General features: G+C 53.4%; 10 protein-coding genes. 3 read left to right on the top strand and 7 right to left on the bottom strand.

Annotated elements, in window-relative coordinates; translation table 11 throughout:
* Positions 1-44: 44 nt before the first annotated feature.
* The 3 genes from katG to ETV65_RS23475 form a co-directional block, all read right to left on the bottom strand.
* On the bottom strand, positions 45-2,255 hold the full coding sequence (gene katG, locus ETV65_RS23485; protein ID WP_235173994.1) for a catalase/peroxidase HPI: 2,211 nt from the start codon (positions 2,253-2,255) through the stop codon (positions 45-47).
* A gap of 271 nt (positions 2,256-2,526) precedes the next feature.
* Positions 2,527-3,552 carry an LLM class flavin-dependent oxidoreductase gene (locus tag ETV65_RS23480; protein ID WP_129955501.1) on the bottom strand — a complete coding sequence of 342 codons (1,026 nt, stop codon included), beginning with the start codon at positions 3,550-3,552 and terminating at the stop codon, positions 2,527-2,529.
* Between the two features lie 228 nt (positions 3,553-3,780).
* On the bottom strand, positions 3,781-4,566 hold the full coding sequence (locus tag ETV65_RS23475; RefSeq protein WP_129955563.1) for a helix-turn-helix transcriptional regulator: 786 nt from the start codon (positions 4,564-4,566) through the stop codon (positions 3,781-3,783).
* A gap of 125 nt (positions 4,567-4,691) precedes the next feature.
* Here ETV65_RS23475 and ETV65_RS23470 point away from each other — a divergent pair, with 125 nt between their 5' ends.
* The 3 genes from ETV65_RS23470 to ETV65_RS23460 are packed head-to-tail and all read left to right on the top strand — an operon-like array spanning position 4,692 to position 7,835.
* Positions 4,692-6,716 (top strand): FUSC family protein, encoded by a 2,025-nt coding sequence (locus ETV65_RS23470; RefSeq protein WP_129955500.1) that lies wholly within the window; start codon positions 4,692-4,694, stop codon positions 6,714-6,716.
* On the top strand, positions 6,706-6,921 hold the full coding sequence (locus ETV65_RS23465; protein ID WP_129955499.1) for a DUF1656 domain-containing protein: 216 nt from the start codon (positions 6,706-6,708) through the stop codon (positions 6,919-6,921). The genes ETV65_RS23470 and ETV65_RS23465 overlap by 11 nt, the downstream gene beginning before the upstream one ends.
* Positions 6,918-7,835: an HlyD family secretion protein gene (locus tag ETV65_RS23460; protein WP_129955498.1), complete on the top strand. Its 918-nt coding sequence runs from the start codon at positions 6,918-6,920 to the stop codon at positions 7,833-7,835. The genes ETV65_RS23465 and ETV65_RS23460 overlap by 4 nt, the downstream gene beginning before the upstream one ends.
* Before the next feature lie 88 nt (positions 7,836-7,923).
* On the opposite strand, the gene ETV65_RS23455 is transcribed toward ETV65_RS23460, so the two are convergent.
* The 4 genes from ETV65_RS23455 to ETV65_RS23440 all read right to left on the bottom strand — a co-directional run bounded on the left by ETV65_RS23455 (position 7,924) and on the right by ETV65_RS23440 (position 12,931).
* Entirely contained in the window at positions 7,924-9,306 is a 1,383-nt protein-coding gene (locus tag ETV65_RS23455) for a DHA2 family efflux MFS transporter permease subunit (protein WP_129955497.1), read from the bottom strand.
* A 28-nt stretch (positions 9,307-9,334) separates the two neighbouring features.
* Positions 9,335-10,315 carry a hypothetical protein gene (locus tag ETV65_RS23450; RefSeq protein WP_129955496.1) on the bottom strand — a complete coding sequence of 327 codons (981 nt, stop codon included), beginning with the start codon at positions 10,313-10,315 and terminating at the stop codon, positions 9,335-9,337.
* A complete protein-coding gene (locus ETV65_RS23445) occupies positions 10,312-11,436 on the bottom strand; it encodes a hypothetical protein (protein ID WP_235173990.1) in 1,125 nt (374 codons plus the stop codon). The genes ETV65_RS23450 and ETV65_RS23445 overlap by 4 nt, the downstream gene beginning before the upstream one ends.
* Before the next feature lie 67 nt (positions 11,437-11,503).
* Positions 11,504-12,931 carry a bifunctional 2-methylcitrate dehydratase/aconitate hydratase gene (locus ETV65_RS23440; protein ID WP_129955494.1) on the bottom strand — a complete coding sequence of 476 codons (1,428 nt, stop codon included), beginning with the start codon at positions 12,929-12,931 and terminating at the stop codon, positions 11,504-11,506.
* Positions 12,932-13,150: the final 219 nt, after the last annotated feature.

Below are 13,150 nucleotides of genomic sequence, written 5' to 3'. Positions count from 1 at the left end.
CGGGCTATTTGCTTTCAAACTGCCAGTTCACATCAGAAGTCAGATCAGAGCTCGAATCTGTCGAGATCCATCACTTTGCTCCAGGCCGCGACAAAGTCTTTCACGAATTTCTCTTTGGCGTCACTGCTGGCGTAAACCTCAGCGTTGGCACGTAATACGGCATTCGAGCCAAACACCAGATCGGCACGCGTGGCAGCAAACCTGACTTCTCCGCTGACACGATCCCGCCCTTCGAAACGTTCACCGGATCCGTCAGTGGCTTTCCATTCGGTGCGCATATCCAGAAGATTCACGAAGAAATCGGTGTTCAGTTCACCGGTTTTTTCAGAGAAGACCCCGAGATTACTGCCGTCGTAGTTTGCCCCCAGCGCACGTAATCCGCCGACCAGCACCGTTAATTCCGGCACCGTCAGGGTCAGTTGTTGCGCCTTGTCGATCAGCAGATTTTCAGTCGATGCATTGGCTGAATCACTGCGGTAGTTGCGGAAACCGTCTGCTTTCGGCTTCAGCAATTCGAACGACTCACTGTCCGTCTGATCCTGACGCGCATCCACCCGGCCCGGCGTGAAAGGCACTTCAATATCAATATTTGCAGCTTTCGCCGCCTTTTCAACACCCACCACACCGGCCAGAACGATCACATCCGCCAGAGACATTTTCTGCAATGACTGCTGGATGGATTCCAGTGCAGGCAATACGCGGGCGGCAATGGCGTTAACCTCCCAGTCTCTTTGTGGCCGCAGTGCCAGACGCGCACCGTTCGCGCCGCCGCGTTTGTCACCGCCACGGAAGGTAGACGCCGACGCCCACGCCACCGAGACCAGTTCGCTGACGCTCAGGCCGGAAGCGGCGATTTTTTCTTTCAGCTGCGCGATATCGGCAACCGTCGGGTGATATACCGGAACCGGCAGCGGATCCTGCCAGATTAAATCTTCTTTTGGCACTTCCGGGCCGATATAACGCGCTTTCGGCCCCATATCGCGGTGGGTCAGCTTATACCATGCACGGGCAAAGGCTTCGTTGAAGGCCTGCGGATCACCGTGGAAACGACGCGATATTTTTTCAAACTCCGGATCAAAACGCAGGGTCAGATCGGTCACCAGCATGGTCGGTTTGCGTTTTTTCGTCGCGTCGAACGGGTCAGGAATAATATCCGGCGCATCGGCAGCTTCAAACTGAATCGCTCCGGCCGGGCTGCGGGTCTGCACCCATTCATATTTGAACAGGTTTTCGAAGAAGTAATTGCTCCACTGCGTCGGGGTTTGCGACCAGATCACCTCCAGACCTGAGGTGATGGCATCCGCACCGGCACCGGTCCCGTGACGGTTTGCCCAACCCAGACCTTGTGATTCAATCGGTGCAGTTTCAGGGTCAACGCCCACATTGCTGGCATCGGCTGCGCCGTGGGTTTTACCCAGCGTGTGCCCCCCGGCGATTAACGCGACAATCTCTTCATCGTTCATGCCCATATTGCCGAAAGTGGCACGGATGGCCGGGGCCGCCGACGCCGGATCACCACTGTGATTCGGACCTTCGGGGTTAACGTAAATCAGCCCCATTTCCGTTGCGCCCAGCGGCGATTTAGCCAGTTCTTCAGGATGACGGTGTTCCAGCCAGGTGGTTTCGTCACCCCAGTTGATGTCCAGATCCGGTTCCCAGACGTCTTCACGCCCGGCGCCAAAACCAAAGGTGCGGAAACCGGCGTTTTCCAGCGCGACGTTCCCCGCCAGAATATACAAGTCGGCCCAGGAAATTTTCTGGCCGTATTTTTGTTTCACCGGCCATAACAGGCGACGCGCTTTATCCAGACTGACGTTGTCCGGCCAGGAGTTGAGTGGTGCGAAACGTTGCTGGCCGCGGCCTGAACCGCCGCGTCCGTCAACGGAGCGATACGTTCCGGCGCTGTGCCACGCCAGACGGATGAAAAGACCGATATAGCTGCCCCAGTCGGCTGGCCACCAGGGCTGTGACGCCGTGAGCACCCCTTTGAGGTCGGCTTTCAGTGAGGAGTAATCTAATTTGGCAAATTCTTTACGATAATCAAAGGATTCGCCCAACGGGTTTGAGCGATTTGAGTGCTGATTCAGCAGGTCAACCCTGAGCTGGTTGGGCCACCAGTCACGATTATTTGTCCCGCCACCTGACGCTTTATTGGTGTTGCCTTCATGAAAAGGGCATTTGCCAGCACCGGCTTCTCTGTTTGCTTCAACAATCGGCTTTGCGTCTTTTGCTTCTTCATCAATAGAACTGCTCATGCTCACACTCCTGTTATGTAGTCTCATTGCTACTCTATACGCAGATTAAAAACCGTCACATCTGTATCACCCTATATCTTTGATAGTTGTTCCCTTCGGAATCCGGCGCTATTTCTGCGCGTTTTCATAACAACATTATTTCATCCCTGATGATAGGGTAGCCATGTCATAACAGGGGTTTATCTGCCTGGATCTCAAAATGCAAAAAGCCCGCCGGAGTTTCCTCAGACGGGCTTGTGGATTGCTAAACTATCTTCACTATTTTCAGCGGTCAGTCACGCCAGCCCATTTCAGGGGCGACATATTTGAGGATCGACTCAATCACATGCACGTTGTAATCCACACCAAGCTGATTAGGAACGGTCAGCAATAAGGTATCGGCTTCGGCGATCGCTTCATCCTGTTTCAGCAGTGTGATCAGCCGGTCCGGTGTCGCAGCATAGCTGCGGCCGAAAACAGCGCGGGTTTTCTCATCGAGAAACCCGACTTTATCGCCGTCATCGCCACTGCCACCAAAATACGCGCGGTCGCGGTCATCCATCAGGGCAAAAATACTGCGACTGACGGAGACACGCGGTGTGCGCTGATGTCCCGCCTCCGCCCAGGCCTTGCGGTAAGCACGAATTTGCTGCGCCTGCTGAATATGGAACGCCTCGCCGGTTTCATCATCTTTCAGCGTGGAACTTTGCAGGTTCATGCCCAGTTTCGCCGCCCAGACTGCGGTGGCATTCGACCCCGCGCCCCACCAGATACGTTCACGCAGCCCTTCTGAATACGGCTCAGGGCGTAACAGACCCGGCGGATTGGCAAACATCGGTTGCGGATTCGGTTTCGCAAAACCTTCGCCACGCAGTACATCCAGCAGTTTTTCTGTATGACGGCGCGCCATATCGGCTTCCGTTTCGCCTTCTTCCGGCTGATAACCAAAATAGCGCCAGCCGTCAATGACCTGCTCCGGAGAGCCACGGCTGATACCCAGTTGTAAACGCCCCCCGGAAATCAGATCCGCCGCGCTGGCGCTTTCCGCCATATACAGCGGATTTTCATAACGCATATCGATAACGCCGGTACCGATCTCAATCTTGCGGGTTTTCGCGCCGATGGCGGCCAGCAACGGAAAAGGCGATGCCAGCTGGCGCGCAAAATGATGCACCCGGAAATACGCACCATCGGCGCCCAGTTCTTCGGCAGCGACCGCCAGATCGATAGATTGCAATAAGGCATCAGCCGCCGAGCGCGTGCCCGACTGGGGTGACGGTGTCCAGTGTCCAAATGATAAAAATCCAATCTTTTTCATCGCGTCTTCATCCTCATAATCCGTGAACCTGTGCGCTGTCTCTGTCATGCGGGACAAGGCGTTGTGATGGGTTTACTTTACGCGACTCAGGATGAGAATAAATATCATTTGTTTAACATAAAGATTCAGTTTATTTGATTAACAATTAGGAAGCATTGCGGATCTGGACATGAAAAAAATCCCTCAACGGGGCGGCGTAATGTGCATTACCGGGAACACACAACAGGTTTATTTCCTTTCACTAAAATAGAGCGCAGGGGTACAGCCGACAGATTTCTTAAACATGGTGATAAACGCATTGACTGACTCATAGCCTAATTCATGAGCCACATTTTGCACGGACTCACCGCTGGCAAGCCCCCGCAGCGCAATAATCAAATGAAGTTGCTGACGCCAGCGTCCGAACGAAAGGCCGGTTTCACGCACCATCAGTCGCGCCAGGGATCGTTCACTTAATGCCAGACGTCTGGCCCACTCATTGAGCGTACTCCGGTCCTGCGGATGACTGACCAGCGTTTCGGCCATCACCTGTATTTTGGAATGTGCAGAGACCGGCAAATTAAAATTCTGCCGGGGCATATTAACCAGTTCATCAAGCGTGACCCGGGCCAGCCTCGCGGCATGGCTGTCCGGCGGATAGTCATTATCTTCCCTGACCAGACGATTCATCAGTTCGCGGATAAGGGGTGAAACAGCAAATGTGCAGCATTGCTCCGGCAGTGTGGCCGCGCCCGGCTCAATAAACAAATAGCTCAGGTGCGCATTCCAGGTTGCTCTCGCACTATGCGCAATGCCGCCGGGGATCCATACGCCGCAGTGAGGCGGCACAATCCATATCTCATTTTCGGCCCGGCACGTTACCGCGCCGTAGAGGGCAAGAATTAACTGTCCTTTGCGATGCGTATGAACCGGCACCTCCGCTTCGTACTCGGTAAAATCAAGCAGGCGTGCTACTGCCGCACAGCGAGTGGAATCGGGATCAAAAAGAGAAGTCACATCACGGGAAGCATTCATATTGGCAGGATTTAGGTATTTTTTGGCAGTATACTGCATTTCCTCTGCTGAGTAATCTGGCAATAATTGCCGGTATGCGCAAATGAATTTTTTGCCACCACCGCTTGCCAGGGACCATTACTCTCATGTTCAACCCGTTACGCAGGGTCTTCCCCTCCTCCTCTCTTCTTAACGATGCGAATGCGTTGTTATATTCAGCCAAGACGTTTACCGCCGCCATGCTGGCATATTACATCGCGTTGTCTATCGGTCTGGAAAGGCCTTCCTGGTCCATTATTACTGTCTATATTGTTTCGCAGACCTCTGTCGGCGCCTCACTTAGCCGGAGCATTTATCGCCTGGCCGGGACGATAGCCGGAGCAACGATGACGGTGGTGATTGTGCCTGTTTTTGTCAACACCCCGATAATTTGCAGCCTGGTCCTCACCGGCTGGATAACAATTTGTCTTTATTTTTCGCAGCTTGATCGCACACCCCGCGCTTATGCCTTTGTGCTGGCAGGCTACACGGCGAGCCTTATCGGCTTTCCTGCCGTGTTCGGGCCCGGTGCAATTTTTGACATCGCCATCACCCGGGTACAGGAGATCATGATCGGGATACTGTGCGCCAGTGTGATCCACCGGTATGTCATACCAAAACGCATTACCGGTCTTTTTAACAGCACACTCTCGGCAACGCAGCGTGATGCCCGCCGGCTGGTGGCTGAAACGCTGCAAAGAGCATCAGGCGGGAAAGAAAAACAGCTTCAACTTGCGCTGACGTTACAGTCTCTTGAGGGGGTGGGTCACCATCTGCCCTATGACTTCGCTATCTCAAAACCATCCCGTAAAGCCCGCCAGTTAATACATGACAGATTGTCGCGGCTTTTGGTCCTCAGTAACCAACTGCATGATTACCTGCAGGTATTAAAAACCTTACCTGAAGAGATTACGACACTGGTCAGTGAGATCACGGCGTGGCTCACCTGTGACGATCCCGCCGCACGTAAAGCCGGTGCCGAAACGCTACTGCAACGTTGCGTGTCGTTGCAACAACGGTCATGTACGGACGAATTAAAGGTAGAAACAGAACTTCACGTTAATTTTGTCAACCGCCTGCACGAGACCATCATGCTTTTGCAGCAATGCGAACAGCTTTCTCGTGCCATCCTTTCCGCGAAGTCTGAGCACCTGGCTGATGACGCCCGGAATGCCAAAGGTTACGTTTATCACCGGGATCACTTTACCGCCGCGCGCGCCGCGCTGGGGGCATTTGCAATCATCTTCAGCGGCTGTCTGCTGTGGATTTATTCCGCATGGCCCGACGGCGCCACAGCCGTATCAATTCTCGGCGTCTGCTGCACATTATTTGGCAGCTTCGACACCCCGGTGCCTCATATCGTTAAGTATATTGCAGGCTCCGTCTACGGGGTCATTATCAGCCTGCTTTATAGCTTCGTCCTGCTCCCTCAGGTGACCGGGTTTACTGTGCTGGTTGCCGTACTTGCCCCTGCCTATTTGCTGGCCGGTTCCCTGCAGGCCAGGCCACCCACCACATTCATGGCCATGGGCATTACCTTAACGCTGCCTGTATTGTCTGAATTAGGCGCCCGCTACAGTGGTGATTTTGCCGCTGCAATAAACACATCGGTCGCCTTATTTGCCGCAACCGGTTATGCCGTGATCAGCATGAGTTTATTTCAGACCGTACAGGCGGATTCTGCTATCCGTCGCCTGCTGGACCGATGTCGACGGGATATCCGGTCCCGCGCAAAAGGTCTGTCATCCGTTCATGATGTGGCCTGGGTGAACCTGATGATAGATCGGACCGCACTGATCCTGCCCCGGCTGCGGCGTAGTAATCAGGCGGCCGACCAGGTGCTTAACCGTCTGCTGAATTACCTCAATATCGGCCTTGCGGTGACGTATTTAAGACGCTCACTGAATCAGCTGGAAGGGGAAACCGCCTTACAGGTGAACCACCTTCTCAACCTGCTGGCCCGTGGTGCACAACCCAGTGAATTGCAAAACAGTATTAGCAAGATACTCGCCATGAACGCTCAGGTTTCACATCAACCACCGCACGCGCTTATTGAACATATTATTGACCTGCACTGTGCGTTAAAAAACTTTACGCAAGAGAGGGATAAGGAACAGGCACATGATGACTGATATTAATATTGGTGGCGTCTTTTTACCTGGCTTATTAGTCATGGCTTTGGTGGCATTCTCCGGCACGATTTTAATCACTCCTTTTTTAGCTTTCAGCCGGTTTTACCGGCGTTTGCCCTGCCGGCCGCTCATTGATTTTACGACTTTTATCATTATTTTTGCCTTGTTAATGCAGGCTCTGAACGCGTTAGGATTATTAGTATGAAGCCATTTTTTTCTCTCTTAGCCCGTTATGTGTTTACCTTAAGCGCCGTCATTGCCGCAGCCATTATTGCGTTCATGATGTGGAAACATTATGCACAAACCCCCTGGACGCGTGATGGTCGTGTACGGGCAGAGGTGGTGCAAATCACGCCGGATGTGTCCGGGCCGGTAAGCCATGTCGCCGTAACCGATAATCAACGGGTTAACCGCGGAGATATTCTTTACTCCATCGATCCGCAATGGTTAAAACTGGCGGTGATCAGCGCACAGGCTGAGGTTGACGCGAAGCGAAATGAAATGCAGATGCGTCAGGATGCGGCCAGACGGCGCAGTCAGATTAGCGGGGTTATCTCTAAAGAGGATATACAAAATACTCGCAGTGCGGCGGGCGTAGCGACGGCTGAATATCAGGGAGCACTGGCCGCGCTGGAACTGGCGCAGCTCAATCTTTCCCGCGCGACCATTCGTTCTCCGGCCGACGGTTACGTCACGCATCTGAGACTGCGGCCCGGAGATTATGCCAGCGCAGGAGTCACAAAAGTTGCCGTTATTGATGCCAGCAGCTTCTGGGTTGTGGGCTATTTTGAGGAAACCAAAATGCAGCATATTCATGTGGGTAGCGCGGCAAAAATCGTGCTGATGGGATATAAACCTGCACTGACAGGCCACGTGGAAAGCCTGGGGCGCGGAATAGATGATAGCAATGACGCGCCCGGCAATCAGGGCCTTCCCGACGTAGAGCCCACATTCAGTTGGGTGCGGCTTGCCCAGCGTGTGCCGGTGCGCATCCATATTGATAAACTGCCAGCAGGGGTCGAATTAGTGGCCGGTATGACCGCCAGTATCGCCATCACCCCGACAAAGCCTGCGGATGTGGAAACAGAGCGTATCGCGCTGTTGTCTTCTGACCGGTGAATATCGGGATAACACATTTGTCAGAAAAACCGGCAGCAGGATGGCATTCATCCTGCCGCCGGATAACGCATCTTCTCTGCCCGGGATATTAACGGTGCAGGCGGAGCATACTGGAGACAGACGATAGCGCAGAGATAAGACAGGCCAGCCCGAAGACATAGACGGCGAACTGTGCCCCCGCATGTCCCGTCAGTCCGTTCAACAGGGCAATAACCATGGCGACCAGTGCCGCGCCAATAGATTGCCCCGCTGTTCTGGCGGTGGACAAGACACCCGAGGCGGTTACCGTTCGGTTCGATGCCACATTCGAGAACATCTCTTTGTTGTTCGGCGGCAGGAATAATCCATAACCTATCCCGCACACTGCCACACGCCAGAGAAAATCATTCACCGTCGCAGCCTCCGGTAACAGAGCCAGAGAACCTAATCCCAGGCTAAAAATCACCACGCCGACTGTCGATATCTGGGTAGGATTTAAACGATTGGACAACCGGCCAGCCACCGGGGCACAGATTGCAACGGCCACCGGCCAGGGTGTAAAGATAAACGCCGATTCCAATACCGAATAGTGATAGGCGTGCTGCAGTACAAAAGGCAACCCCACCAACGCCATTCCCTGTGCCACAAACATTGAAACGGAAGAGATCACCGCGAAGGTATACCGCCGGGAACGGAATATATCGGGAGGCAGCAACGGGCTCTTTGAACGCGTCTGCACGTTGACGAAGATGGCCAGCAGCACCACTGATGCGACGCCGCAAAGCATCAGCAGGCGGCTGTCCCAGCGCCCGATTTGATCGACAGCGATAACCATCAGACCCAGGGCTGCGGCTGAGGTGACAGCACCTCCCCAGTCGAAGCCTTTTTCTTTCTCCGTATCAACGCCCAAAGAGATAAGCGAGAACACAATGGCCAGTGCGCCCAGCGGGAGATTAATGTAGAACAGCCACGGCCAGTCCAGATAAGAGATGATCAGGCCGCCTAACGCAGGGCCAATCGCCGTACCCACCGCAAATGCCAGTGCATTCAGCCCTAAAATAGTTCCCAGCGCATGTGGCGGAAAGATAACCCGGTAAAGACCCAGTCCGACGCTTATCATAACCGCATAACTCACTCCCTGGAGTATACGCATGGTAACCAGCATGCCGAAGGTCGGGGAGAGGCTACAACCCAGCGATGCCAGCGTAAACAGCACCATGCCTGCGGTGTAAAAGCGCCGCTCCCCTATCCTCGAACCCAGCGATGCACAGATCAACATGGTTGCAGCGCTGGCCACCTGATAGCCGTTGGTAACCCAGATGATAGATGCTGAATCTACCTGTAAAGCCCCGGCAATAGAGGGCAAGGAGATATTGACGATGGAACTGTCCAGCGCCGCCATAATCACGCCAATTAAAATGGCCGCAGCCGCCAGATAGCGCCTCGGGGTCTCAAATCCTTGTTCTAAGGGACTACTGCTTACCAATGACATATCCTTAACGTCCTATAGTGAATGGGAATTACGCGCAGAGGCTTTCAGCCCCGGCATCCGGCCCTTCGAGGTAGGCCAGCAAACCCAGCATCAGCACTTCTTCCGGGCTGGCTACGACGGGAGACCGCGGGACTTTCCAGGGTTGTTTACTGCCGTTAATACGGATACTTCGCAGGAAACAATAGGTCGTGAGAACATAGAAGCGGTTGCGCATACTTTCTCCCATCAGCGGCAGCAGACCGGAAATACCGCCTAACTCCGGGATCTCGCTAAGAATGCTGCCATAGTCTGACTTCGCCAGCACGAACATCAGGGCATCAGGCATCGGTACTATTTTCACAGCATCCTTTACCTCTGCCGCAAGCTCATGCCAAAACGAAAAGGCAAAGCGGGAAAAACCGAAAAGCGGATCGAGTCCCCGTACCGAGAAATCAGGGTCAATAAAGCGGGTCTGAGCATGTTCTTCGTTATAAAGCACATTACCAAAGTGGAAATTGAAATGGGCTTTTTCAACTGATTTGAACTCTTCGGTCCGGGCCAGCGCCAGCGACTTTTCAAACACTTCCCGTGCGGTAATGCTAAAGGGTGCGCCGTTAAGCAAAACAGGTTTTTCAAACAGTTCATGTGCGAAACGCGTGCCTTCCCACTCTTCCAGGAGCCGGGCTGGCATATCGTGGGTCATCGCCGACGGGGTCTCTGATTCCAGGCTGATCGCTTTCTGTACGTTTTCCAGTGCGTTTCTCACGATCACCCTGCGTTCAGCAAGCGACCGCTGGTCGTCAAAGACAATTTTGGACAACGGCAGGGAATCCATCTTCTCAAGAATATAAAATTGCCGCCCGGCAGCCAGCCCGTCATGTAAGACCGGGACCATCAGTTCCGGGTAAATATCATGCAATGCGCGTATCTGATCGACTTCAGCTTTCAGTTTGCCATTGAACATTTCGGACATAGCCGTCTTCACCACAAAGCCTGAACTCAGAAAATCCACTGTATGAGAGCTTGTCATTTTTCAATCCCCTGGAAAGTTGCCAATGGCAGGCCAAGCGCGATGCTACGCGCGACGGCACGCACAACAGCGCTATAGCCGACGGTGTTGTTAACAAACGACTGGATGATGACCTCACTCAACCCCTGGCCCGCCAGGTAGGCCGGCCGGAGAATAAGCAAGTGATTGTGATCAGAGAGAATCGTTGAGCACCTGCGCTCGAAAGCATACGCCCGGCTTCCCAGAGGCGACCGGGATGCCCTGACAACATGAGGGTGGGTCCCGCTCACCCTCTCAATTGCCGCCTCAATGATATCCGGGGTTAATGCCCCCTCATCCCGGACGATGAAACGGTTAATCTGATAGCCAGGTGCGTGCACAGGGGCACGTAATGAAACGGTATTCACTAACGGTGCCCAGGGCATAACCTTGTCCTGACTCATGGCTATTTGTGAGAAGCTCGGGCGGAGATTGTCGCGTGCATCCTGCAGACGGCCCTCAAACGAGCGGGTGCCAAGTACGCCGTTTGGCGTATCGGGATGCACGATATCGGTTTCAACCGACAGAATATGCGAGGTGTTGCAACTGATGGTTCTCAGTGCTTCGGTTAATACGCGCAATGAAGCATGCATCCCGTTGGTCTGACAGGACCCGAGGCAATACAGGCCAGAATCGACCACCTGACGATGTAGGGTACTGATATCATCACGGGTCAGATCCTCCAGACAACCATAGATACTCGGCAACTCGTTTGCCTCTGCAACCCCCAGCACCACATCAGCGAGTTCTTGCATATTGCGTGCTACAGGGCTGTTCTTGTCCATATCCAGCTTGCTGGTCGCGATAAAACCCATGTCAAAACGGCCAGCCTGCGGGGGAAGCTCCCGGGCAAGATCGCCAAAGAAAAAGCGGACCTCGCGGCCGTCAATTTGCAGGGTATCGCTGTTGATAATCTGGATATGGGCCTGCACACCAGGGAGCGCCATCGCCAGACGAGCAACGATGCCATCTATCGGACGCAGTTCAGGATAATGTTTATCTAAAGAAGGAGGATTCGTGACGACAGTCTGAATGATAAAACCATCCTTCGCCGGATCGTTCTGAATCAGCAAATTCGCACCAATTTCCGCTCCGCAGCCCACCAATATTGCTTTTTTCACTTCATCACCTCGCATTAAATGAATATAGGTAAGTGTTTTTTGATGCGACCTAATCCCAGGAGAACATTTTCAGGAGGTCAGTGACGGACATAACATCAAGCTTCGACTCCGAAATCAGGGTGTCGGCCAGAATACGGGACCGGTCACGCAGCGGACTCTGCGAAAGATTCAGATGGAATTTCGTCAGCAGTGCTTCGAAACACTCTTCACGGCGACGAACATGGCCCAGCGGATATTCAATGGTTTCAACGATTTCTTCGCTCATTCCATGGCACTTCACAAAGAGCGTATTAGGGATGGCGCGTTTATCCGGGTCGTAGTAGCTCCCGGTAAAGGAAGGACGTTCAGTGCAGGTAATTTTCAATCGCAGCGCATCAAGCTGAGGATCGCTGGCGAGCGGTTCGTGGAAATCCTTAATGGTCAGGTTTCCGGTCTGGAGGCCTACCGCAACCATGTACTGGAGACAGTGATCACGATCGGCGGCGTTATTAAGCGGCCCTGATTTATCAATGATCTGCATCGCCGGTCGGGTTGTTTCGACCCGCACATACTCGATACTCTCAGGTGTAAACCCGGCGGCCAGTATCCGTTCCCGGAGGTTAATGGCCGCTTCGACAGCCGTCTGGGCATGGTACTCCGCAGGATTGGGGACTTTGAACAGGATATTCTTAATGACAAAATCTGACAGATTACGCGACAGATTGAAGGGTTTGCCTCTCAAAACAGCATCATTGAATCCCCACCGGCTGACCGTCAGCGCCGTGGGATATCCCATCTCGCCGGTTTGCGCGAACAGTGCCAGCTGCAGACCACGCGCCGTCGCATCCCCCGCGGCCCATGATTTACGCGTCCCCGCATTGGGCGCATGCCGGTAGGTTCTGAGAGAATGACCGTCGATAATCGCGTTGGACAGCGCACTCAGAGCCTGGTCTTTTGACAGGCCCAGGAGCTGAGCTGAGGCGATGGCAGAAGCCACTTTAACCAACACGACATGGTCAATACCCAGCTCGTTGAAACAGTTCGACAGGCACAACACACCGTGGATCTCGTAGGCACGAATCATTGTATTCAGGACGGCGTTCATATCCGTGGGTGTCTGATTACCACCACGCAGACTGTGCCATGCCGCCGCTGCCAGAATAGCCCCCAGATTATCGGACGGGTGCCCCCACTCTTGCGCGAGCCAGGTATCATTGAACTCCAGCCAGCGAATCATCGAACCCAGATGAAAGGCCGCCTCTATCGGTCCCAGTCTGAGCCCGGTACCGGCAACCGGAACCCCCTCCCGACTCTTGCTGAACTGAGCGCTGCCCATTAGCCTCATACAATCATGGTCAGCAGAGGCGGCAATGGCGCAACCTATCGAATCCAACAGGCAAAAACGTGCCAGACGTAAAGTCTCATTATCAAAGGTTGCCTGCTCATAGGCGTAGTCAACCAGTTCAGTCATTACTTTATCAAACTCTGCGTGCGCCATATTTCACCCTCCGGAAACTAAAATGAATTTTCTTAAATACACCCAGCTGAGATTGGGTAATATATATATTCAAATAATAGAAATAGACAAGCAGTTGATTTATATGAAGTTACATGACTTCACTTCTAAAATCGTAATTGGCATGACAATAAAAGACCAGCGAATAAAATCGAGGCACTCATCGAAAGTATTGATACCCTGAAAAAATGCCTGTTGCGG

The organism is Rahnella sp. RFA10(1/100) (assembly GCF_004195115.1).
GTDB classification, from domain to species: domain Bacteria; phylum Pseudomonadota; class Gammaproteobacteria; order Enterobacterales; family Enterobacteriaceae; genus Rahnella; species Rahnella perminowiae.
The sequence above is the reverse complement of the archived record's forward strand: the minus strand, read 5'-3'. Positions and strand labels throughout refer to the sequence as shown.